The 21,331-nt window shown below is 61.1% G+C and carries 20 protein-coding genes, 1 tRNA gene and 1 pseudogene; 10 read left to right on the top strand and 12 right to left on the bottom strand.

The features are described from left to right. Nucleotides 1-214 precede the first annotated feature (214 nt). Complete coding sequence (locus AC07Y2_RS19265; protein ID WP_039771519.1) at nucleotides 215-616, top strand: helix-turn-helix domain-containing protein; 402 nt, start codon at nucleotides 215-217, stop codon at nucleotides 614-616. Between the two features lie 7 nt (nucleotides 617-623). Here AC07Y2_RS19265 and AC07Y2_RS19260 read toward each other — a convergent pair whose 3' ends face one another. Continuing rightward, nucleotides 624-1,193: a flavodoxin family protein gene (locus AC07Y2_RS19260; RefSeq protein WP_103386636.1), complete on the bottom strand. Its 570-nt coding sequence runs from the start codon at nucleotides 1,191-1,193 to the stop codon at nucleotides 624-626. 333 nt (nucleotides 1,194-1,526) lie between these two features. On the opposite strand from AC07Y2_RS19260, the gene AC07Y2_RS19255 reads away from it, so the two are divergent. Beyond that, nucleotides 1,527-4,313 carry an ATP-binding protein gene (locus tag AC07Y2_RS19255; protein WP_103386635.1) on the top strand — a complete coding sequence of 929 codons (2,787 nt, stop codon included), beginning with the start codon at nucleotides 1,527-1,529 and terminating at the stop codon, nucleotides 4,311-4,313. On the opposite strand, the gene AC07Y2_RS19250 is transcribed toward AC07Y2_RS19255, so the two are convergent. Both AC07Y2_RS19250 and AC07Y2_RS19245 read right to left on the bottom strand, forming a co-directional pair. After that, nucleotides 4,275-5,747, bottom strand: coding sequence for an ATP-binding protein (locus AC07Y2_RS19250; RefSeq protein WP_103386634.1), 1,473 nt, complete (start codon nucleotides 5,745-5,747; stop codon nucleotides 4,275-4,277). The two genes, AC07Y2_RS19255 and AC07Y2_RS19250, sit on opposite strands and share 39 nt — an antisense overlap. A gap of 90 nt (nucleotides 5,748-5,837) precedes the next feature. Beyond that, entirely contained in the window at nucleotides 5,838-6,788 is a 951-nt protein-coding gene (locus AC07Y2_RS19245; RefSeq protein ID WP_103386633.1) for a GlxA family transcriptional regulator, read from the bottom strand. A 211-nt stretch (nucleotides 6,789-6,999) separates the two neighbouring features. Here AC07Y2_RS19245 and AC07Y2_RS19240 point away from each other — a divergent pair, with 211 nt between their 5' ends. Further along, complete coding sequence (locus tag AC07Y2_RS19240; RefSeq protein ID WP_085667856.1) at nucleotides 7,000-7,722, top strand: pirin family protein; 723 nt, start codon at nucleotides 7,000-7,002, stop codon at nucleotides 7,720-7,722. A 63-nt stretch (nucleotides 7,723-7,785) separates the two neighbouring features. Here the strand turns inward: AC07Y2_RS19240 and AC07Y2_RS19235 are convergent, their stop codons facing one another. Beyond that, nucleotides 7,786-8,661 carry a LysR family transcriptional regulator gene (locus tag AC07Y2_RS19235; RefSeq protein WP_039771533.1) on the bottom strand — a complete coding sequence of 292 codons (876 nt, stop codon included), beginning with the start codon at nucleotides 8,659-8,661 and terminating at the stop codon, nucleotides 7,786-7,788. Between the two features lie 111 nt (nucleotides 8,662-8,772). Here AC07Y2_RS19235 and AC07Y2_RS19230 point away from each other — a divergent pair, with 111 nt between their 5' ends. The 4 genes from AC07Y2_RS19230 to AC07Y2_RS19215 all read left to right on the top strand — a co-directional run bounded on the left by AC07Y2_RS19230 (nucleotide 8,773) and on the right by AC07Y2_RS19215 (nucleotide 12,686). Continuing rightward, nucleotides 8,773-9,993, top strand: a complete 1,221-nt coding sequence (locus AC07Y2_RS19230) for a YbfB/YjiJ family MFS transporter (RefSeq protein ID WP_103386632.1) — start codon at nucleotides 8,773-8,775, stop codon at nucleotides 9,991-9,993. 63 nt (nucleotides 9,994-10,056) lie between these two features. Continuing rightward, a complete protein-coding gene (locus tag AC07Y2_RS19225) occupies nucleotides 10,057-11,055 on the top strand; it encodes an NAD(P)H-quinone oxidoreductase (RefSeq protein ID WP_085667859.1) in 999 nt (332 codons plus the stop codon). Between the two features lie 112 nt (nucleotides 11,056-11,167). Then, nucleotides 11,168-12,112 (top strand): alpha/beta hydrolase, encoded by a 945-nt coding sequence (locus AC07Y2_RS19220; RefSeq protein WP_074687708.1) that lies wholly within the window; start codon nucleotides 11,168-11,170, stop codon nucleotides 12,110-12,112. A gap of 160 nt (nucleotides 12,113-12,272) precedes the next feature. Beyond that, nucleotides 12,273-12,686, top strand: coding sequence for a VOC family protein (locus tag AC07Y2_RS19215; protein WP_074687707.1), 414 nt, complete (start codon nucleotides 12,273-12,275; stop codon nucleotides 12,684-12,686). Between the two features lie 57 nt (nucleotides 12,687-12,743). On the opposite strand, the gene AC07Y2_RS19210 is transcribed toward AC07Y2_RS19215, so the two are convergent. The 5 genes and pseudogenes from AC07Y2_RS19210 to AC07Y2_RS19190 form a co-directional block, all read right to left on the bottom strand. Beyond that, nucleotides 12,744-13,073: a hypothetical protein gene (locus tag AC07Y2_RS19210; RefSeq protein WP_039771542.1), complete on the bottom strand. Its 330-nt coding sequence runs from the start codon at nucleotides 13,071-13,073 to the stop codon at nucleotides 12,744-12,746. A 74-nt stretch (nucleotides 13,074-13,147) separates the two neighbouring features. Next, a complete protein-coding gene (gene rtcA, locus AC07Y2_RS19205) occupies nucleotides 13,148-14,179 on the bottom strand; it encodes an RNA 3'-terminal phosphate cyclase (RefSeq protein ID WP_103386631.1) in 1,032 nt (343 codons plus the stop codon). Nucleotides 14,180-14,187: 8 nt separating this feature from the next. Then, nucleotides 14,188-14,977, bottom strand: a pseudogene (locus AC07Y2_RS19200) (nucleotidyltransferase domain-containing protein). 39 nt (nucleotides 14,978-15,016) lie between these two features. After that, the gene (locus AC07Y2_RS19195) at nucleotides 15,017-16,243 is read right to left on the bottom strand and encodes an RtcB family protein (RefSeq protein ID WP_103386641.1); all 1,227 of its coding nucleotides are present in this window, start codon (nucleotides 16,241-16,243) and stop codon (nucleotides 15,017-15,019) included. 239 nt (nucleotides 16,244-16,482) lie between these two features. Then, the gene (locus AC07Y2_RS19190) at nucleotides 16,483-18,030 is read right to left on the bottom strand and encodes a TROVE domain-containing protein (protein ID WP_103386630.1); all 1,548 of its coding nucleotides are present in this window, start codon (nucleotides 18,028-18,030) and stop codon (nucleotides 16,483-16,485) included. A gap of 205 nt (nucleotides 18,031-18,235) precedes the next feature. Here AC07Y2_RS19190 and rtcR point away from each other — a divergent pair, with 205 nt between their 5' ends. The 3 genes from rtcR (at nucleotide 18,236) to AC07Y2_RS19175 (ending at nucleotide 20,436) form a co-directional block, all read left to right on the top strand. Beyond that, nucleotides 18,236-19,837, top strand: a complete 1,602-nt coding sequence (gene rtcR / locus AC07Y2_RS19185) for an RNA repair transcriptional activator RtcR (protein ID WP_103386629.1) — start codon at nucleotides 18,236-18,238, stop codon at nucleotides 19,835-19,837. Between the two features lie 80 nt (nucleotides 19,838-19,917). Further along, a complete protein-coding gene (locus AC07Y2_RS19180) occupies nucleotides 19,918-20,085 on the top strand; it encodes a hypothetical protein (protein WP_166742349.1) in 168 nt (55 codons plus the stop codon). Between the two features lie 93 nt (nucleotides 20,086-20,178). Continuing rightward, nucleotides 20,179-20,436 (top strand): hypothetical protein, encoded by a 258-nt coding sequence (locus tag AC07Y2_RS19175; RefSeq protein WP_103386628.1) that lies wholly within the window; start codon nucleotides 20,179-20,181, stop codon nucleotides 20,434-20,436. A gap of 88 nt (nucleotides 20,437-20,524) precedes the next feature. On the opposite strand, the gene AC07Y2_RS19170 is transcribed toward AC07Y2_RS19175, so the two are convergent. The 3 genes from AC07Y2_RS19170 to ihfA all read right to left on the bottom strand — a co-directional run bounded on the left by AC07Y2_RS19170 (nucleotide 20,525) and on the right by ihfA (nucleotide 21,330). After that, nucleotides 20,525-20,601 (bottom strand) — tRNA-Pro (locus AC07Y2_RS19170). Between the two features lie 89 nt (nucleotides 20,602-20,690). After that, nucleotides 20,691-21,047, bottom strand: a complete 357-nt coding sequence (locus AC07Y2_RS19165; protein WP_003179985.1) for a MerR family transcriptional regulator — start codon at nucleotides 21,045-21,047, stop codon at nucleotides 20,691-20,693. Then, nucleotides 21,028-21,330, bottom strand: a complete 303-nt coding sequence (ihfA, locus tag AC07Y2_RS19160; RefSeq protein ID WP_002553164.1) for an integration host factor subunit alpha — start codon at nucleotides 21,328-21,330, stop codon at nucleotides 21,028-21,030. The genes AC07Y2_RS19165 and ihfA overlap by 20 nt, the downstream gene beginning before the upstream one ends. Between the last annotated feature and the right edge of the window lies 1 nt (nucleotide 21,331).

The raw sequence follows: 21,331 nt of genomic DNA, 5'->3' as shown, positions 1-21,331 counted from the left end.
CCTTATGGCCCGCCCCCAATCTTCGCCATCCTGCCCGGTTCCCCTCATGGCGACTTGCAACGGTGTGCTGAGTTGCAGCCGACGGTGGAATTAACAACGTTTAACTCGTCAGCACTCGCCCTTCACCAAACAATGAATCCCTCTGCGCAGCGTTGTTTTTTTGACCTGAGGGAAAGCGCTGACCGTGCGTTCCCCCCCGACACGGACCTAGGCCATGGCTCACTTACAGCAAACCGTCGCCCTCGCCCCTGCCAGCGAACACCGCAAATCCAGCACCGGCGGCCTCAGCCCGCAACGGGAACGCCTGGTGAAACAACTGATCCTCGAACGCCTCGGCGACAGCCTTGAAGTCACCGAACTGGCCAGCGCCTGCTCACTGTCACGCAGTCATTTTTCCCGGGCGTTCAAATGCAGTACCGGGTACTCGCCGCAAGACTGGATCCGAACCCAGCGCATTGCCCGTGCCAAGCTGTTGATCCAGCAGACCAACCACAGCCTCACGCAGATCAGCCTGGAATGCGGCTTCTGCGATCAGGCGCACTTCTGCCACATCTTCACCCGCAGCGAAGGGATCAATCCGTTTGCGTGGCGTTGTCAGGTCATGAAAAACCGCTGAGGCGGTTTCATCCGCGAGCCATCCGCTGCGCCAGTCGCGCCACCCGCTCGCCCAGGTGCGCGGCGGTTTGTTGGTCTTCCAGCGGCGGTGCGTGTTCGGGCGGTTGTTCGACACTGGATTGGGACATCGCACCGAGGGAGCTGCCGAGGCGATTCAATTGACCGTCGAAAACACCTTGGCACGCACGCGCCGGCAACAGATCGAGCCCGACCCAGATCATCGAATGCTGGGCCGCAAACACCGCCATTTGCAGCAGGGTATTGAGCTTGTCGCCGCACAGGCTGCCGGAATTGGTGAAGCCCGCCGCGAGTTTGTCGCGCCACGGCCGGGCGAGATAGAACGGGGCCGTGGCCTCCATGAATTGCTTGAACGCCGCCGACGCGCTGCCCATGTAGGTCGGTGCGCCGAAAATGATGGCGTCGGCGCGGTGCAAGTCATCCCAGTGGGCTTCCACGTCTTCCACGGCCAGCAACAGGCAGGTGCTGCCCAAGTGGCGTTCCACACCTTGGGCCACAGCCTGGGCAATGACGCGGGTATGCCCGTAGCCACTGTGATAGACCACCACCACCTTGCTCATCGCAGCGTCCTCCGGACGTATGCATTCCATTGCCCCGCAGTTTTGGCTCTGAAGCCGGCACGGACGAGTTAATCGTTGTTAATTCTCCCCGGCTGTCGGGTCAGCGGGCACGGTTTCCACCCTTTAAATACAGTGGTGACGGCACTGGAGGCCGAGCGATTCCCGGACGCGCGCCCAACGTGCACATTGCGCTGGCGCCAAATCCTGAGGAATATGCCCGGATACTGCGGTTCAGACGGCTTGCGTGCCCCTCAAGTCGCCATCCGCCCTGCCCGTCACGGACTCTTCACCGAGGCGGACCAGGATCATAAAAAACGTCGAAGGAGTGAGCGGTTGAGTTTTTCCCCGAATCAGGCCATCGGTTTCGGCCCCTATCGGATCCACCCCGGCCAGCGGCTGGTGCTTGAAGGCGACCAGCCTTTGCGCCTGGGCCGCCGCGCCATGGACATTCTGCTGATCCTGCTGGCCAACGCCGGCGAGGTCGTGAGCAAGCAGCAGTTGATCGCCGGGGTCTGGCCGGACAGCGTGGTGGAAGACATCAACCTGCGGGTGCACATGGCCGCACTGCGCAAGGCCCTCGGTGACGGTCAGGCCGGTCAGCGCTACATCGTCACCGTGGCGCAGCGTGGTTACAGTTTCGTCGCGCCGGTCGTGTTGCAATCGATTGAACAACGCCCTGCCGCCGCCAACCTCGGCCGGCATAACCTGCCATTGCGGCGCACGCGGATGATCGGGCGCCAGTCGGTGATCGACAGCCTGATGACGCAACTGCCGCGCCAGCGCTGCATCACCTTGGTCGGCCCCGGCGGCATCGGCAAGACCACCGTGGCCCTGCGTGTCGCCGAACAATTGATCGGCCGTTATCGCGACGGTATTCGGCTGCTGGACCTGGCACCGCTCAACGATCCGGGCTCGATCTGCTCACACCTCGCCGCCCTGCTGGACCTTTCGCTGCATGACAGCGAGCCGATGGCCTGCCTGATCAACAGCCTGCGCGAGCGGCAGATGCTGCTGGTGATCGATAACTGCGAGCACTTGATCGACGCTGTGGCGTTGCTGAGTGAAAGCATTCTGCGTGGCGCGCCGCAGGTGCACATTCTGGCCACCAGCCGCGAAAGTCTGCGCGCCGAGGGCGAGTATGTGCAGCGCCTGGAATCTCTCGATTGCCCGCCACCGATTGCAGTGCTCGACCGCGATCAGGCGATGGGGTTTTCTGCGTTGCAGTTGTTCGTCGAGCGGGCGATGGCGGCCCACGAACACTTTGAGCCGGGCAACGCCGACCTGCCCTTGATCATCGAAATCTGTCGGCGGCTGGACGGCATCCCGCTGGCACTGGAACTGGCCGCGGCGCAGGTTGCAGGTCTTGGGCTGGAGGGTTTGCTGAGTCAGCTCCAGGGGCGTTTGCCGGCTGGCAACCAGACTCGCCTCGGTCGGCATGAAACCCTGCGCGCTACGCTGGACTGGAGTTTCAATCTGCTCAACGCCTGCGAACAGACCGGCCTGCGCCGACTGGGTGTATTCCGTGGCGCGTTCACGCTGGAGTCTGCGGCGGCGGTTATCGTCGGTCAGCACATCGAGTCGAACGAAGTGTTCGCCTCGATCACGCAACTGGTCGCCAAGTCGCTGCTCAACGTCGAGGTCGGTGATGAGGAAGTGTTTTATCGCCTGCTCGACACTACTCGTCGCTATGCATTGGAAAAACTCGACCAGGCCGCCGAGCTCGGCGAAACCCGCGAGCGTCATGCCGAACGCAGCCTGGCGCTGATGTATCAGGCCCAGGCCGATTGGGAGAACACGGCGACTGAAGTCTGGATCGAGCGTTACGCCCGGGGCCTTGAAGACCTGCGCGCGGCGCTTGAATGGACGCTGAATGACCAAGGCTCGCGCGCGCTCGGCGTACGTCTGACGGCGACCTCGGCACCGTTGTGGCAGGAACTGTCCCTGCTCAAGGAGTACGGCGTTCATGTGCGCCGGGCACTGGCGTTGCTGGCGTCATCCGACAAGCCCTGCCCGCGACTGGAAATCGCCTTGAAACTGGCCCTCGGCAGCGCCTGCTACCACACCTGGGGCGGCACGCCGGAAACCATCGAAGCCTTCGTCAGTGCGCGGTTGCTGGCGCAACGGCACGACGACATGGCCGGCCAATTGCGCGCGGTGTCGGGGCACATGGCGGTCAATCTCAGTTGCGGGCATTACCAGATGGCGCTGGAGCAGAGCGAGCAATTCGAAAGCCTCGGCGTGCACGGCGATGCGCAGTTGTCCTTGAGTACCCATCGCTTGCGGGTGCTCGCGCTGCATTACGCCGGCGATCAGCATCAGGCGCGAATCCATGCCGAACAGGTCATTCAGCGCATGGCCCACAGCGGCCACCTCAACCGCTTCACTCACGGTTTCGGCGTGCAATACGACCAGAGCGTCGCCTCGCTGACCGTCCTCGCCCGGGTGTTGTGGTTGCAAGGTTTTCCCGAGCAGGCCTGGCGCACGGCGCGGCAGGCACTGGACATCGCGGTGCAGATCAACCACGGCACTTCGATCTGCTACACCCTGGCACTCGCCTCGTGCCTGATCGCCCATTACAACGGCGACGTACAAAACGCCCGCGCGTTGCTGCAACTGCTGCTCGAACAGGCGCAGAAGCATTCGGTGCTGCTGTTCTATACGTGGGCGCGACACTATGCGCAGGTGATCGATGCTGACAAGGCCCCCGCCATCCCGCCCGCCGACAGCGGTCTGGTCAGGGAAATCATGGTCACGCTGGATCCGGGTTTCGTTGATGATGCGTTGCTCGAACGAGCACAAAGCGGCGCGGCCGGCTGGAGTACTGCGGAGATTTTGCGGGCCCGGGCCGAGCGGTTGCTGGCGGCTGATTCGCCCTGTCATCACACGGCCGAAAGCGCCTTGCAGCAATCCCTTGAGATAGCACGGACACAAGGAGCCCTGGCCTGGGAACTGCGCAGCGCAACGTCGCTGGCTCAGTTGTGGCAGCGCCAGTCGCGTTATCACGAGGCGCTAGAATTGCTGACTCCGATCTACCAGCGCTTCACCGAAGGTTATGCCACCCCGGACTTGCGCAAGGTACGTCTACTGCTCGACGAACTGCGCGCTCAGTCGGCCGCTTGAGGCCGGCCGGGTGCGGCCCAGGTAACGCGTGTGTCGACGCTCGACATCATTCAGCTCGCCGCACTGCTCCAGCCGTTCACGGGCATAGCGGCGCGTGGTGTTGAGCATTCGATAGCGCAGCGTTCCGCTGGATCGGTCCGTTGTCAGTAACGATTTGACCGCCAACTGCTCAACCACGGCCACCAGCCTCGAGGGTGGCAGTTGCGCGCAACTGATCACGCCGATAGCGGCGTCCAGGGTGAATGCCATCTTGAACACCGACAAGCGTTGCAGCACGCGTTGTTCCTGCTCGCTCAAGCGCTGATAGCTCCAGTCCAGCGCGGCCTTCATCGACTGATGGCGTGGCACGGCGGTGCGGCGACCGTGACTCAGCACTTGCAGACCTTGATCCAGTTGCGTCTGAAGGCCGACCAGCGCCAAGGCATCGATCTGTGCCGCTGCCAGTTCGATCGCCAACGGCAGACCATCGAGCCGCCGACAGATATCGCGCACCGTTTCCAGATCCTGTTCACGCAGACTGAAGCCGTGTTGACGGGCGCGGGCACGACTGACAAACAGCTGCACCGCCGAATAGCCCATGACCTCGGCGACACTGTTGAGGGCCGAAGCTTTGGGAAGAGTCAGTGGCGGCAGCGGCTGGAGGACTTCCAGACCGAGACGCAACGGTTCGCGGCTGGTGGCCAGGATCGACAGACGGGGCGCGGCGTCGAGGAGTTTTTGCACCAGGTTCCGGCAGGCTTCGTGCAGATGCTCGCAGTTGTCCAGCACCAGCAAGGCGTGACGCGCTGCGAGGGTGGGGAAATCAGTGTCGAGGGTTTTCAGCAGGTGATCGAGGAGCGGGATGTCATCGCCGACCAGCGACAGATCCACCTGCCACACGCCGTCACGAAAATGCTGCAGCAGCAGTTCCGCTGCGCGTAACGCCACGGTGCTCTTGCCGACGCCGGCAGGCCCCGTCACCGTCATGAGCCGGGACAGCGGCAGTTGCCGCACCAGACCACCGACCAGTGAATCGCGCCCGGTGACCGGCGTCAGTCGTGCGGGCAAATTGTGTTGGGGCGCTTGCAGGTTTTCGAACACCACGTGGGCGGCGCTGTCGCCCTGCACCGGTGCCACGAAGCTGTACCCGCGTTGCGGCACATTGACGATGTAGCGCTGGCCTTTTTCGCCGTCGCCAAGGGCCCGGCGCAGCGCGGCGATGTGCACCCGCAGGTTGATCTCCTCGACCACCGAGGTCGGCCACACCAGCGCGATCAATTGCTCTTTGCTGACCACCTGGCCGGCGCGCTCGACCAGCACTTGCAGAATGTCCAGCGCACGCCCGCCCATGCGCAATTGCCGATCCCCTTCGAGGATCAGCCGCTGGCGCAAATGGAACGCGTACGGCCCGAAGCGCAGGACCGACGCCGAGTTCAATTCGTTGAGGCTGTTCATGTCCGCTATCTTCGCAGGCCTCGATGACGGTACAACCACCACGCGGGGTCCAGCACGGACATCCGGATGCCCGGAACGGACAGAACCGCTCTAGCTGAACTGTTCGCGATATTGCGTGGGGGTCAGCCCGAGCTTTTCGCCGAACAGAAACCGCATGTGCCGCACACTGCCGAAACCGCTTTTGTAGGCCACGGTTTTCAGCGGCAGATCGCTGGTTTCCAGCAGATTTCGCGCGCAATCGATACGTGCACTTTGCAGGAATTCCATGGGTGTCATGTTGACCTCGCGGGCGAATACCCGAGCGAAGTGTCGTGCACTCATGTTCGCAAGACTTGCCATGCGCTCGACGGTGAAGGCTTCCTCCAGATGTTCCAGCACATGGTTCTGCACCCGGGTAATCGGCGTTTCATGGGGCGCCACCGCTGCCATCAACGGGCTGAACTGCGCTTGCCCGCCCTGGCGCTTCATGACGACCAGCAGCACCTTGGCCACGTCCTGGGCAATCTTTTTGCCATGATCGCGAGCGACCACCGCCAACGCCATATCGATGCCGGCCGTGACACCTCCGGAGGTGATCAGGTTGCGATCCTCAATAAAAATCTGGTCGGTCGCGACGTTTGCCTTCGGAAAGCCCTTGATCAAGCGTTCGGTGTAATTCCAGTGGGTGGTCACACGATAGCCGTCGAGCAGTCCGGCATGGCCCAGCACGAAAGCGCCGGTACAGATCGAGCCATATTGCCCGGCGCGCGTGACCGCGCCTTGCAGCCAGGCGAGCAGCGGCGGGTGTTTTTCGTTGTAGGCGCCGGGGCCGCCCGGCACCAGCAGCAAGTCGTAGCGTTCATCGGCTTCGTCCATATGCCGATCGGTGTGCACGAGGACGCCATTGGACGCACGCAACGGCCCGCGCTCGGTGCCCAGGGTGGTCAGGTGATAGTGGTCTTGCGGTTTCAGGTAGCGGTTGGCAACCGAAAAGACTTCCAGAGGTCCGGCCATGTCGAGCAGCAGAAAATCCGGAAACAGCACCATTGCCACGGTCTTCATGTGGGCATCACCAAAATCCAAGCAAAGTCATAAGTCTGCGCATTATGGCCAGATACGGTGAAAACGTTGGAAAAGAATGCGTGATCCAGTGCACACAACTGTCAACCAAAACAGGACAGTATTTCAATTTTCATCTACTTATTGCATCGCAGGGTAACCAGTAACCTTCTCCTCACTCGGACGAATCAACGTCCTGAAAGGAGATTTCATCATGCTGACCCTTCGTAAAGCTTCCGACCGAGGTCTGGCCAATCATGGCTGGTTGAAGTCGTTCCACACCTTTTCCTTCGCCAGCTACCGTGACCCGCGTGAACAGGGTTTCTCCGACCTGCTGGTGATCAACGATGACCGCGTTGCCGCCGGCAAGGGTTTTGGCCAGCACCCGCACCGTGACATGGAGATTTTCTCCTATGTGCTCGAAGGCGCCCTTGAACACAAGGACACCCTCGGCACCGGTTCGGTGATCCGCCCCGGCGATGTGCAACTGATGAGCGCCGGCAGCGGCGTGGCCCACAGCGAGTTCAACCACTCGGCGAGCAAGCCGGTGCACTTCCTGCAGATCTGGATCGTGCCGGACGTCAGCGGCGCCAAACCGCGCTACCAGCAAGAGCACTTCAGCGAACAGAAAAAACGCGGTCGCCTGCAACTGATCATTTCGCCCGAAGGCAGCCACGGCTCGCTGAAAGTGCGCCAGGATGCACGGGTGTATGCCGGGCTGTTCGATGGCCAGGAAAGCGCCACCCTCAAGCTGCCCGCCAACCGCTACGCCTATGTGCACGTTGCTCGCGGCAGCGTTGAACTGAACGGCGTGCAGTTGAAGGAAGGCGACGGCGTGCGGGTTCGTGAAGAACAGGCGCTGACCCTGAGCAATGGCCAGAATGCCGAAGTTCTGGTGTTTGATCTGCGCCCGCAGGAACTGCCGGAAATGCCATGAGGCAGCGGTTTCAACGCTCACAAAAAACGGCCTTCAGTGAAGGCCGTTTTTTTCGCAGAACAACTATTCGTTTTCCAGCACAAACGCTTCGACAATGTGTTCGATCACCGCTCTGACCCGCGCGGTGTGGCGTAAATCCGCATGGGTCACCAGCCACACTTCATAAGGCAACGGACGCGTGCGCTCCGGCCACAACCTGACCAGACCATCGCGTTCGCCCATGTAGACCGGGATTTCTCCTACCCCCAACCCGGCGGCAATCGAGCGCCGCACCAGCAGGCTGGAGCTCAGACCGGCGACGATCCGCCCGCGAGTCATGGGCTCGGACACCAGGGTCAGATCCTTGTTGCTTTGCAGATACGGCTGGTACACCACCAGATCGTGGCCCTCGAACGCACTGCCCGGCGCCGGCACGCCATGGCTGTCGACATAGGCCTGCGAGGCAAACAGCCCCACCGGCCAACGCGCGATGCGCCGAGCGATCAGGTCCGGATTGTCCGGACGGGTGTTGCGCACGGCGATGTCCGCTTCACGTTTGGCCAGGCTGAGGATTTGCGTGGAGGCGTCCAGTTGCACACGCACGTCCGGATGCCGTTCGTGCAACTGCGCGATGGCCGGGATCAGGAAGTCGATGGCCAGCGAATCGGTGGTGCTGACTCGCACACTGCCGGTCAGGCGATCGTCCAGGCCCTGGATACGCCGTTCCAGCTCCAGCGCCGAATGCTCCATTTTTTCCACCGACTTGAGCGCCGCTTCGCCGACGGCCGTCAGTGCATAGCCCTCGGAGGTGCGCAGAAACAAGGTCGCGCCCAGCGACTTTTCCAGTGCCGTGATGCGGCGCCCGACCGTTGCCTGATCCACGCCCAGCACGCGCGCGGCGCCGCGCAATGTCGACTCGCGGCAGACCGCAAGAAACACCCGTGCATCATCCCAGTTCATACCGTTCTCCATTGATGCATAAACGCATCACAATCACGCAAACTCGCTGCATTAACGCAGCAACGATAGCCGATATGCTGGGCGCCATAAACCTTTCAAAGGATTGCCGTCATGCACACTTCAACTGTTTCGCCCGAACGTCCGGACACAAGTGTCTGGCTGGCGATCTTCGCCGGACTTTGCGCCAGCCTGGTCAGCATCGGTCTGGCGCGTTTCGCCTACACGCCGCTGATCCCTTCGCTGATTCAGGCCCAATGGTTTTCCGCCCATGATGTGGTCTATCTCGGCGCGGCCAACCTGGTCGGTTACCTGATCGGCGCCCTCCTCGGCCGACCGCTGGCACGTCGTCTCACCCAGAGAAATGCCTTGCGACTGATGATGCTGGCGGTGACCGTGGCGTTTTTTGCCTGTGCGTATCCCGTGTCGGTGAGCTGGTATTTCGGCTGGCGCCTGCTGTCCGGGATCGCAGGCGGCGCGATCATGGTGCTGGTGGCTGCGACTGTATTGCCCCATGTACCGGCCGCGCGCAAAGGCCTGGCCAGCGGGGCGATTTTCCTCGGCATCGGTCTGGGCATCGCCGGATCGGGGACGATTGTTCCATTGCTGTTGGGGCTGGGCCTGCAGGCGACCTGGCTGGGATTGGGCGCTTTGTCGCTGGCACTGACGGCATTGAGCTGGTTCGGCTGGCCTTCGGAGCTGACCCACGCAACCACCGCAACGGCTCAGGTGGAACCGGTCGCTCCGACACCGCCTGCTGTTTATCTGCTGTTTGCCCAATACGCATTCATGGCCGCCGGGCTGGTGCCGGCCATGGTTTTCCTGGTGGATTACGTCGCCCGTGGCCTGGGCGCCGGGGCGCACGTCGGCGCGCTGATCTGGGTCATGTACGGCCTGGGCGCCATCGTCGGCCCGGTGAGTTATGGCTTCCTCGCCGATCACCTTGGCGCGCGGACCGGCATTCGTCTGGTGCTGGTGGTGCAGGCGATCACCCTGGGTTTGCTGGCGGTTTCACATTCGTTCCTGGCGTTGGCGCTGCTGGCGGTGATCCTTGGTTCATTTCCGCCGGGCATTGTGCCGCTAGCACTGGCCCGGGTGCATGAGCTGGTGCCGGATCACCATCGCCAACAGGTGGCGTGGAGCCGGGCCACGGTGTCGTTCGCCACGTTTCAGGCGCTGGCGGGCTTCGCCTATTCGGCGCTGTTCAACGCCACGGGCGGACAACATGCGCTGCTCTTCGTGATTGCCGGCGGTGCCATCGTGATCGCGCTGATACTTGAGCACGCCATGAAATGGCTGCCCTCCTCCGTCGAACAACGCTGCTGCGCCGAATGACGGGAATCATTGCGCCCTGACTGCGTTCCCATCTACTGACCACTTTTTCAAGAGGAATCGAAAATGACGTTGCCCACTGAAATGACCCGAATCGAAATCACCGAACCGGGTGGGCCCGAGGTTCTGCAATCCCGACGCGTACCGCTGCCGGTCGCCGCAGAAGGCGAAGTGCTGATCCGTGTGCACGCCGCCGGCGTCAATCGCCCGGACGCCCTGCAACGCGCCGGCAAGTACCCGATGAAACCCGGCATGAACCCGATCCCGGGCCTTGAAGTGGCCGGCGAGGTCGTAGCAGTTGGCAGCGGTGTCAGCGCATTCGTGGTCGGTGACCGGGTCTGCGCGCTGACCAATGGCGGAGGTTACGCCGAATACTGCACAGTCCCGGCTGGCCAAGCCCTGCCGATCCCCGATGGGCTGGACTGGATCCAGGCTGCGGCCATTCCGGAAACCTTTTTCACGGTATGGGCCAACCTGTTCGGCCTTGGCGGCGCCAGCCGTGGCGAGCGCGCCTTGATTCACGGCGGCACCAGCGGCATCGGCACCACCGCGTTGATGCTGTGCCGCGAGTTTGGCATCGAAGCTTTCGCCACCGCAGGCAGCCCCGACAAATGCGCGGCGATCCGTAACCTTGGCGGGGAAGCGATCAACTACCGGGAACAGGAGTTCGCCGCGGTCATCGCCGAGAAAACCGCCGGCCAGGGCGTCAATGTGATCCTCGACATCATGGGCGGCTCGTACCTCAACGGGAACATCAGCGCCTTGGGGATGGATGGGCGGTTGGTAATGATCGGCTTCCTCGGCGGCGCGCGGGCCAACGACATCGATCTGCTGGCGATCCTCGGCAAGCGTGCGGTGGTCACCGGTTCCCTCCTGCGTGCCCGTACCTCGGCGGAAAAAGCCGCCATCGCCGATCAATTGCGCGAACACGTCTGGCCGGCGCTGGCTGCCGGGCGTTGCCTGCCGATCATCGACAAGGTCTACCCGCTCGCCGACGCAGCCAAGGCCCATGCGCACATGGAAGCGGGCGACCACATCGGCAAGATCGTGCTGAAGATCGATTGAGTCGTTGCAGCATTTTGTAATCGTTGCAGGCTTGCGGTGGTCGAAAATGTCACGCGCGGGTCAAGGCATCTGGTAAAAAGCGTTCTTTGTCCGCGCCTTGGTGAAACGTTTAATGTTCCTTGCCTTCATGACCCGACTTCGACGCCGCCGTCTGGCGTTCGCCTGCATGGCCGCCCTGATCATCGGCGTGCCGGCGAGTTGTGCCGTCCTGGAACACACCGAGCGCAAACTGCTGTTTCGCATCGAGCCGGGCACCGCCGGCTGGTATCACGGCTTGCCCGGCAGCGTGCAGGAACTCGACCTGCAACCGAAAAGCTTCAAGGCCGGACAAAACATTCACGCCTGGTGGTGGCCGGCGGAGCGCGCCGATGCACCGGCCATCCTCTATCTGCATGGCGTGCGCTGGAACCTCACCGGGCAGCTGTTTCGTATCGAACAATTGCGCGCGGCAGGTTATTCGGTACTGGCCATCGACTATCGCGGCTTCGGCCAGAGCCACGGCGACCTGCCGTCGGAAAGCACGGTGTACGAGGATGCGCGGGTGGCCTGGGAACGCTTCCAGCTGTTGCAACCTGACCCGAACAAACGCCTGATCTACGGGCACTCGCTGGGCGGCGCGGTCGCCATCGATCTGGCTGCCGAACTCGGTCGCGATGCCGCCAGAAATCACACCCCACTGCCGGTGCGCGGGCTGGTCATCGAATCCACGTTTACCTCCCTGGCGGATGTTGCGGCAGCCGTGGCCAACACCTCCCTTCCGGTACGCTGGCTGTTGTCGCAGAAATTCGACTCCATCGACAAGATCGCCGAAATCCACATGCCGTTGCTGGTGGTGCACGGTCTGGCCGACGCCTTCGTGCCGTCACGCTTCAGCGAACAACTGTTCGCTGCCGCCCGGCAGCCGAAGCGCCTGTTGCTGGTGCCCGGCGCAACCCACAACAACAGCATGGCGCTGGGCGGACAGAACTATCGCAAAGCGATTGATGCGCTGATGCAGACCCGACCTGCCGCCCGAGTGGCGGGCGCTGTGGTACAGAAAAACCCGCGCGACTCCTGACGCCCCTCCCCCGCAGACCATCGGTCACCCCGAAAGGAAATTCTTGCAGCATCGGCTGGCAATCCGGCGTTCTAACGCTTTGCTGGAGGGAGTCCATCCATGACGCTGCTTCGGCACACCCGGCCGCGCAGCGTTCCACTGCCTATTCGGGAGCACACCCATGAAAATCAACCCGTACCTGATCTTCAACGGCGACTGCCGCGCTGCCTTCACGTTTTACGAGCAATGCCTGCAAGGCAAGCTCGAAGCGATGATGACCTTCGGCGAAACCCCGGCCGCCGAACATGTACCGAAAGAGCATCACAACCTGATCATCCACACCTGCCTGAAAGTCGGCGATCAAATGCTCATGGCTTCGGACACCACCCCCGATCGCCCGACCCAAGGCATGAGCGGTTGCTCGATTTCCCTGAATGTCGACAGCATCGCCGAGGCCGAACGGGTATTTAACGCCCTGGCCAGGGACGGTCGCGTCGACATGCCGCTGGAAGCCACCTTCTGGGCAGCGCGCTTTGGCATGTTGGTGGATCGTTTTGGCGTGTCGTGGATGGTCAATTGCGAAAGTGACAAGTGACGCTGTCATTGCAGCGGACATGAAAAAGCCCGACCTCTTCAGGTCGGGCTTTTTCGTTCAACGCTGGGCCAGTTCATGGCGAACGCACTGCTCGTAGTAGGTTTGCTTGACGGCCGCCGGCTTGAGGCGCGACGCGCTGTCATAGGTCTGCTCGGTAATGCCCATGGCGGTCATGCGCATCCACGGTTGCTGAAACTTGCGTGCCTGCAAGCGCTTGCGCGCGCCATACAGGGAAATCCCTGACAACTTCGATTGTTGCGCGCCGGCCGCGATGTCCGAGCCCCAGGCACACGCAAAACGATGGCTCTTGCTCAGTTCCCTGGCCTGGGCCTCCAACGCGAACAGAGCGAGGGAAAGCGTTGCTACGGTGATGACAATCGTCCGCATATAGCCCACCTAACCTTTTGAAAAAAGGCGAGTTTGCCGGGACTGAAAGCTTTCGGGGGCCAGCAATTTGCCGCCTATTGCTCCCGAGCGCGAACTTCAACCTTTAACCGGTCTGCGCCTTCTTCCTGGCACTGGACGTGGATCGGTACAAACCGCTCGATCACCGAGATGTTGCTGTGCAAATGCTCGGTCATCCTGGGCGTGGTAAACGATCCACCTCCGGCCAGCACCATCGGCAACAGCAGTTGATCAGCCAGATGCTCCGCTACCGCCGCACCGCTGTGCAACCAATCGGTCGCTTGATCGATCGCGGCGTCCGCCACCTTCTCCGAACGCAGTGAGGCTTGACCGAAAGCGCTGAAAACCTCGGTGACGTGTTCAAACGCATATTCCAGCAGCAGCACATTGCCCGGTCCACATGCCGGATCAAGGATGACGGTGTTCAATTCTGCTGACACCATGTTCAATCGCTGGGCCACCCTTTCGAGCTCGCGGACACCGACACTCGGCGCCAGTCCCGCCGTCAGCGCAAACGCCTGTTGCGAAAGCGGCAAACCGCGCTCACACAAGTGCAGTGCTGACAGTTTCGATGGTTGCACCCTGACGTCGATTTCACCGCCACCCGCCGGTACAAACCCGTGGCGCAGCAACGTCAGTTCAACCTCCGCGCCCATGCGTCGCAGCAGCGGCAGCCAGCTGCGGCTGAGAAAATCGGTCGGTGGTGCCAGCGGATTATGCGTGCCGCCGCTGATCCGCACGCGGCTGGCTTGCGGCGCCAGTAACAAGGCGGGCAGCAAGGTTTGCAACACCAGGGTGCAACTGCCGGCGGTGCCAATGGCAAGGCGATAATCGCCGCCACGGATCGGCCCTGGCTCGAAGCTCAATGTCTGCGAGCCCAGTTCAGCCCCCTGGACCTTCGCACCGCAGACCTGCGCCGCCGCCATCACGGCGGTCAGATGCTGGCGCAACAGGCCCGGACGACTGCGACGGGCCCGAATCCGCTCTATTCGAAACGCCTGGCCCGTCACCATCGACAGACTCAGCGCACTGCGCAACACCTGGCCACCGCCGATGGCGCCGTCCAGTTCAATCACGTCCTGTTTCATTTTTTTCCTTAGGCGTACAAACCAACGGTTTCCCGCAGGAATTGATTGAGCTGGCGCGAATCCTCCCGGGTTCGGGGCAATGTCGGCACCACACGCTCAAGTTCCTCCTCGATGAACGCATGCAGCGCCGGACGACGAGGACCGTAAGCGCTTTCGTCGGCATTGCGCTTGAGCGCAAGCAATTCATCGACTTCATCGAGCAAGGCCCGGTCATCGACGGTGCTCAGCAGATCGCTGAACGTCCATCGGCGGCCGACCCCGTCCCTGATCGATCCAGCGCACCGCCAGCAGGGGCCGCAGTACATAGAAGTACTTCTTGAACCGCACGCTTTCGCCTTGCAGATAACCACGGAAGGTCTTCTTCGCCATCGACAGGTAATGATTGCGCGCGGCTGGCGGGCTGTAGAACGCCTCGGCCAGTGCCCGCAGCTGAGAAACCGCTGCAGTCTCGCTGCGATAAACCAGCGGTGAGTCGAGCCATTCGAGCAAGGTCGGGTTGGATTTGCGCAACAGCCCGAGGGTTTTGCGCAGCTCCCAGCCACTGACATCCAGCTCGTCATCCAGCGGCCGCTCGATCACATCACTTGGCGTATCGACCTGGACGAACCACTCCGGTTTCTCCACATAAACGAAGCGCACATCGTAATCACTGTCCGGCGAGGCAAAACCCCAGGCCCGGCTGCCCGATTCGCAGGCATACAGCACCGTGACATTGCGTTCGCGTTCTATGCGCGCCAGTTCTTCCAGCACCCGGGCGCGCATGGCGCTGCACAGCGGGTGACGTTCTTCGAATTTCATGTCCTTCAATCCTTGTTCCGGCGTGCCTTGCGGCACGCGTTATCCCTTGACGCACACCACCTGACGCAGGGTGTGCAGCACTTCAACCAGCTCACGCTGGGCGTGCATGACTTTGTCGATGTCCTTGTAGGCCATCGGAATTTCATCGATCACCGCAGCGTCCTTGCGACATTCGACGTGCGCGGTGGCGCGGATCTGATCTTCGACGGTGAACATGTTTTTGGCCTTGGTACGGCTCATGGTCCGACCGGCACCGTGGCTGCAGGAGCAAAACGATTCCTCGTTGCCCAGACCACGCACGATAAAACTCTTGGCGCCCATCGAACCGGGGATGATCCCCAACTCGCCCTTCTTCGCCGATACCGCGCCTTTGCGGGTGACCAGAATCTCCTCACCGAAATGCCGCTCTTTCTGCACGTAGTTGTGGTGGCAGTTCACCGCTTCCAGCGCGACGTCGAACGGCTTGCGGATGATCTGCCGCGTGGCCTGAATCACCGCTTGCATCATCAGCGCACGGTTCTGTTTGGCGAAATCCTGAGCCCAGCCCACCGCCTCCACGTAGTCATCAAAATGCCGGCTGCCTTCTTCGAAGTACGCCAGATCACGATCCGGCAGGTTGGCGATGTGCTGACGCATATCCGCCTGGGCCATCTGGATGAACAGGTTGCCGATGGCGTTGCCGACACCGCGCGAGCCGCTGTGCAACATGAACCAGACCCGGTTGGCCTCGTCCAGGCACACTTCGATGAAGTGGTTACCGCTGCCCAGTGTTCCGAGATGCCCGCGGTTGTTGGTGTTGGCCAGTTTCGGGTACTTGTCGGTGATCGCCTTGAACCGTGGATTCAACGCCGCCCAGGCCTGATCGGCCTGTTGCGGGATTTCGTCCCAGGCGCCTTTGTCACGGCGCGACCGGGTCGAACTGCGGCCATGAGGCACCGCTTGTTCGATGGCACTGCGCAGGCCATGCAGATTGTCCGGCAGATCGGCCGCGGTCAGCGAGGTTCGCGCGGCAATCATGCCGCAACCGATGTCCACCCCGACCGCTGCCGGGATGATCGCGCCGACCGTTGGAATCACGCTGCCGATGGTCGAGCCCTTGCCCAGATGGACGTCCGGCATGACCGCCAGGTGCTTGAAGATGAAGGGCATCTTCGCCGTGTTCATCAACTGCTCGCGCGCTTCGTTTTCCACCGGGACGCCTTCGGTCCAGAGCTTGATCGGTTTGCCGTTGGCGACTTCCAGCAGTTGGTAAGTGTGTTCTTTCATCATCTCGATTCTTCAAGTAGTCCCACCGGCAGTCGCCGGCAGATTCAAAAAAAGGTGGCACGACAAAAGTTGATGACTGTTGCGCGTTGCCGCGCACCGGGGTTAGCCGGCCTCAGATGTACAGCCATCGGCATTCGTGCCGTCACGCGCACTGACAAGGGTTTGGTGAGACGTCTTGGATGTAGTCCCACCGGCATTCAGTGCCCGTGACAAATCAATTCATTGGGCGGCTCATCGCCTCATCCCATGCTTTCAATCGCTTCGACCCAGTGCTGCGGTCCGTACAGGCCGGCAGTGAACTGCTCGATCACATCGAACACCGCGTCACTGAAACCGCCGACATTCAGGATGTCGTCACGATCCGCCGCCGGTGTCGCCCAACCCGGTTGCAGGTCAATGCAAATCAGGCGTGCCTGAGGGTTGATGCGCTTTATCCGTTCCCATTGCAGCATCGTCTCGCTGGCGCCCTGACGTCGCGCATCGATCCAGGATTCGTTGTCCGACACCATGATCAGCGTATCGACCCTGGCCTTGCTGTCCGCCAGCTTCTTCAACGGCGCCGAGCAGCAGGTTCCGCCACCGAAAATGCCCGCAAGCTTTTCGGCATTGCTGATCACACTGTCGCGCGGGTTGAGGGTGATATCCACCACCTTCCATTCGAACGGCATCACCCGCGCCGTCGGTTGTTTGCGCAACACCGCCGCCGTAATCAACGCCGCCACATCGATGCAGCGCACCGCCGTGGTCGCGCCCTGACGGTAACCGGTCAGCGGGCTGCCCATCGAGCCGGAAACATCCGGGCAAATTACCACCGCACCCTGAAGCTTCGGCACATTGGTCAACGACAGCTCCAGCGCATCCTGCAAAGCCTCGCGAATCAGCGCCGGCACGTCATCGCCGACCATCCTGTACGCCGCCAGCAACTGGTACGGATACACCCGCGCCTTGGCCACGGCTTCGGGATCCGCCAACCGTGCAGCCACGTATTCGGTACAACCCGGTACTTCAAAAGCACCGTGGCGCGCCAGCGTATTGAGGTTGATGCGCAGCCCCTGCCAGCCCATGTTGCGCGCCTGCGCCGCCCATTGTTCCTTGCTCAATGTTTCGTTACCGAGCAGTTGAAACGGCACTTCAGGCACTTGATCACTCGCACCGCTGCGAAAGGCCAGCAAATCGCGAGTCAGTGCGGGCAACGCCTGTGCATCCACCGGCTTGCCGATCACCCAGGCAAAAAACGCTTCGCGCCAGGCCTCGGACGGTTTTGGGTGAACCATCTTCACCACATCCGCCAGCGAAGGCTGATTGCCGATCGATGCCTGCAACAGCTGTCGCTCGGTCGCGCTGTTCAGCCAGTTCTGCACCAGACGCTTGGGTTGAGAACCGAGGGAGCGGCGACCGGTGGCGCCACTGCGCAGGATCTGCACGAAGTTGCGCAGCATCTTGCCGCTGTCCACGACCTGCCCGAACACCTCCGGCACCAGCGCCGAACGCTGAGCCGTCAGCGCTGCCAGCAACAACGCCGGCATGTCTTTCATATGACCCTTTTGACGGGCGTAAAGAGCGGCATTTGCCACGAAACGGCTGTCCAGCTCCGCCACCAGCTTCAAAACCTGATCCAACTGACTTTGCGCGGATGCGTAAAAGGTCGAATTCAGGCAACCGGTGACTGCCAACTGGGCCAGTTGATGCTTGGGCGTATAGGCATAAGACGCGGCTCGGGAAGCATTCAAGGTGTCGCACGCCGGCAGGTTTTTCGATTGCGTATTGAAGAGGTTGAAGTTGGCCATCGTTGCGTCTCGCTGTGTTGTCCTGTTCGTTGCGAGAGGTATTGCAGCCGCTGTGCCAATTTTTGACGACCATCGTGAAATATTGTTATCTATTTGATTTATAACGTTTTTATTTTTTTAACGAGCGTGACCTGATTTTCATCACGACAAATAAAGCCCTAGAACACTATCATTCGATATCGTCATTTATCTTTCAGGATAATCAATGTCCAGCAAGCGCACCGTCGCCATCGGTTTCATCGGCGCCACCCTCGATCGCGTAGGCAAAGGCGCCAATCGCTGGAACCATTGGCGACCTAGCGTGGGCCTGTGCCAGCAACCGGACGTATTGATCCATCGCTTCGAACTGATACACGGCACAGATGCACGGGACGCGAGCCTGGCCGAACGCATTCGCGAGGACATCCGTCAGGTGTCTCCGGGCACGGAAGTGCGCCTGCACCCGATGGCGTTGCGCAACCCCTGGGATTTCGAAGAGGTCTACGGCGCACTCCACGACTTCACCTCCGAGTACACCTTCGATACCGAGCGTGAGGACTATCTGGTGCACATCACCACGGGGACCCACGTCGCGCAGATCTGCTGGTTCTTGCTGACCGAGGCGCGCTACCTGCCCGCGCGCCTGATCCAGACCTCCCCCGCCCGCCGCAAGAGCGAAGAAGAACCGGCCACCGGCACCCACGCCCTGATCGACCTGGATCTGTCGCGCTACGACCGGATTGCTTCACGCTTCACCCACAGACGTCTGGAAGGCCTGGAGTTTCTCAAGTCCGGCATCGCCACCCGCAACACCGCATTCAACCGCTCGATCGAGCAGATCGAACGCGTGGCCGTGCGCTCGAAAGCGCCGATGCTGCTGATCGGCCCGACCGGCGCCGGCAAATCCTTTCTCGCCCGACGCATCTACGAGCTCAAACGCAGTCGCCATCAAATGCAGGGACGTTTCGTTGAAGTCAACTGCGCCACCCTGCGTGGCGACGGGGCAATGTCCGCGCTGTTCGGCCACGTCAAAGGCGCCTTTACCGGCGCACAAAACGCTCGCGACGGCCTGCTGCGCGCAGCTGACGGCGGCATGTTGTTTCTCGACGAGATCGGCGAGCTGGGCGCGGACGAACAAGCCATGCTGCTCAAGGCCATCGAAGAGAAGCGCTTCTTCCCGCTGGGCTCGGACAAGGAGGTCGACAGCGATTTCCTGATCATCGCCGGCACCCACCGCGACCTGCGCAGTCGCGTCGCCGAAGGTCTGTTCAGGGAAGATCTCTACGCACGGATCAACCTCTGGACGTTCGACCTGCCGGGCCTGGCGGGTCGCCGCGAAGACATCGAACCCAACATCGATTTCGAGCTTGAACGCCACGCGCGCGAACACGGCCAACTGGTGCGCTTCAATCTTGAAGCACGACGGCGCTACTTGAGTTTCGCCAGCTCACGGGAAGCTGCGTGGCTGGGCAATTTCCGCGAGCTTTCGGCCTCGATCACGCGCATGGCGACGCTGGCCGACAGCGGGCGAATCGATGAAGCGCAGGTCGAGGAGGAAATTGATCGGCTGCGGTATGCGTGGGGCCTGGCGCAACCGGCCGGGATGACGAATGACTTGCCGGGCGATGCCGAGACGCTGGATCTGTTTGATCGATTGCAATTGAAAGCAGTGCTTGAGGTTTGTAGACAGGCAGACAGCTTGTCGGATGCTGGCAGGCGACTGTTCGGTGTGTCGCGACAGGCGAAGGCGCAGCCCAATGATGCGGACCGATTGAGGAAGTACCTCGGACGGTTCGGCATTGACTGGAGCCAGTTGCGTGAGCAGTGAAACATGACCGTGACCAATTGAGTCGATGAGATAAACTGCGCCGCACCGCGATACCGGCACCGAACGAAGGACAAAAACGGATGGACTTACTGGATTTTTTTTCAAACCTGCTATCGATTCTTGACGGCTTCCAGACGTCCGGCCAAAAGCCTCGCAGAGTCTTCACCCGCGGATTTGTCGTGACCTGCGTCTTTGTGGCGATCATCGAGCTGTTCTTGCTGAACCACATCTATAGCGGGCGTGCGTGAAGAATAGCTATGAGTTCCCGCCCGTCAGTTGACCGGCACTTTACCCCGAGTCAGAACTTCCAACGTCTATCCACCTGACGCGGAAGCCCGACGATGAACAGAACCATTGCAGCCCTCATGCTTGGAAGTCTTTTATCTGCCACCGCACCGCTGGCGATGGCGGGAAGCAGCGTACCGCCTACCGGAATTCCAGGGGTCAATCAGGGAGGCACCGAATCCAAGGAAGACAAGGCCAATAAAAAGGGTGAAGAAGCCTCGGGGTCGAACTCCGGTGCAGAGTCCCACGAGACAGAGAAGGACGCACAAACATCCAGCAGGTCGAAGGATGGATTTGAAGAAAAGAAACCTTGAACGGTTTTGCTGCAACAGCAATTTTTCGCGGGCACAAAAAAGCCGATCCAGGTGATCGGCTTAAATGTCTGATTTTACTCAGGAATAATGGTCGGGACGGAGTGATTCGAACACTCGACCCCTAGCACCCCATGCTAGTGCGCTACCGGACTGCGCTACGCCCCGACTAGGCGTGAAACTCGCTCTTCGTCTCGAAGAACGCTCAAGAATATATCGCAAGCTTTTGAAAACTGGAAGTATTTAAAAGCAGGAAATTATTTCTTGAGAACCACCAGAACGTCTTCGAGCTCGGCGATCATCTGGCGGATCATTTGCTTGTATTGGGTGGTGTCGTCTTTGGCTTCATCGCCGGACAGACGCAGACGTGCGCCGCCGATGGTGAACCCCTGATCGTAAAGGAGCGCGCGGATCTGCCGGATCATCAGCACGTCCTGTCGCTGATAATACCGGCGGTTTCCGCGGCGTTTGACGGGGTTGAGCTGAGGAAACTCCTGCTCCCAATAGCGCAGCACGTGTGGTTTTACCGCACACAGCTCGCTGACTTCACCGATGGTGAAGTAGCGTTTGCCCGGGATGACGGGTAGTTCGTCGTTATGACTTGGTTCCAGCATAAGCCTCAACTCGGGCCTTCAACTTCTGCCCTGGACGAAAGGTGACCACACGGCGAGCCGTGATCGGGATTTCTTCCCCCGTTTTCGGGTTGCGGCCAGGCCGCTGGCGCTTGTCCCGAAGGTCGAAATTGCCGAAACCCGACAATTTGACCTGCTCGTTGTCTTCGAGAGCGTGCCTGATTTCCTCGAAAAACAGCTCCACCAATTCCTTGGCTTCCCGCTTGTTCAGGCCCAGCTCTTCATACAGACGTTCCGCCATCTCAGCTTTCGTCAAAGCCCCCATA

The sequence above is a fragment of the Pseudomonas sp. GW456-12-1-14-TSB6 genome, from assembly GCF_059424205.1.
This window is presented reverse-complemented; position numbering and strand designations above follow the sequence as displayed.

Bases quoted from the DNA above. Each gene is read 5' to 3' on its own strand.
- AC07Y2_RS19265 (WP_039771519.1), top strand. From the start codon at position 215: ATGGCTCACTTACAGCAAACCGTCGCCCTCGCCCCTGCCAGCGAACAC.
- AC07Y2_RS19260 (WP_103386636.1), bottom strand. From the start codon at position 1,193: ATGAGCAAGGTGGTGGTGGTCTATCACAGTGGCTACGGGCATACCCGC.
- AC07Y2_RS19250 (WP_103386634.1), bottom strand. From the start codon at position 5,747: ATGAACAGCCTCAACGAATTGAACTCGGCGTCGGTCCTGCGCTTCGGG.
- AC07Y2_RS19245 (WP_103386633.1), bottom strand. From the start codon at position 6,788: ATGAAGACCGTGGCAATGGTGCTGTTTCCGGATTTTCTGCTGCTCGAC.
- AC07Y2_RS19240 (WP_085667856.1), top strand. From the start codon at position 7,000: ATGCTGACCCTTCGTAAAGCTTCCGACCGAGGTCTGGCCAATCATGGC.
- AC07Y2_RS19235 (WP_039771533.1), bottom strand. From the start codon at position 8,661: ATGAACTGGGATGATGCACGGGTGTTTCTTGCGGTCTGCCGCGAGTCG.
- AC07Y2_RS19230 (WP_103386632.1), top strand. From the start codon at position 8,773: ATGCACACTTCAACTGTTTCGCCCGAACGTCCGGACACAAGTGTCTGG.
- AC07Y2_RS19225 (WP_085667859.1), top strand. From the start codon at position 10,057: ATGACGTTGCCCACTGAAATGACCCGAATCGAAATCACCGAACCGGGT.
- AC07Y2_RS19220 (WP_074687708.1), top strand. From the start codon at position 11,168: ATGTTCCTTGCCTTCATGACCCGACTTCGACGCCGCCGTCTGGCGTTC.
- AC07Y2_RS19215 (WP_074687707.1), top strand. From the start codon at position 12,273: ATGAAAATCAACCCGTACCTGATCTTCAACGGCGACTGCCGCGCTGCC.
- AC07Y2_RS19210 (WP_039771542.1), bottom strand. From the start codon at position 13,073: ATGCGGACGATTGTCATCACCGTAGCAACGCTTTCCCTCGCTCTGTTC.
- rtcA (WP_103386631.1), bottom strand. From the start codon at position 14,179: ATGAAACAGGACGTGATTGAACTGGACGGCGCCATCGGCGGTGGCCAG.
- AC07Y2_RS19195 (WP_103386641.1), bottom strand. From the start codon at position 16,243: ATGAAAGAACACACTTACCAACTGCTGGAAGTCGCCAACGGCAAACCG.
- AC07Y2_RS19190 (WP_103386630.1), bottom strand. From the start codon at position 18,030: ATGGCCAACTTCAACCTCTTCAATACGCAATCGAAAAACCTGCCGGCG.
- rtcR (WP_103386629.1), top strand. From the start codon at position 18,236: ATGTCCAGCAAGCGCACCGTCGCCATCGGTTTCATCGGCGCCACCCTC.
- AC07Y2_RS19180 (WP_166742349.1), top strand. From the start codon at position 19,918: ATGGACTTACTGGATTTTTTTTCAAACCTGCTATCGATTCTTGACGGC.
- AC07Y2_RS19175 (WP_103386628.1), top strand. From the start codon at position 20,179: ATGAACAGAACCATTGCAGCCCTCATGCTTGGAAGTCTTTTATCTGCC.
- AC07Y2_RS19165 (WP_003179985.1), bottom strand. From the start codon at position 21,047: ATGCTGGAACCAAGTCATAACGACGAACTACCCGTCATCCCGGGCAAA.
- ihfA (WP_002553164.1), bottom strand. From the start codon at position 21,330: ATGGGGGCTTTGACGAAAGCTGAGATGGCGGAACGTCTGTATGAAGAG.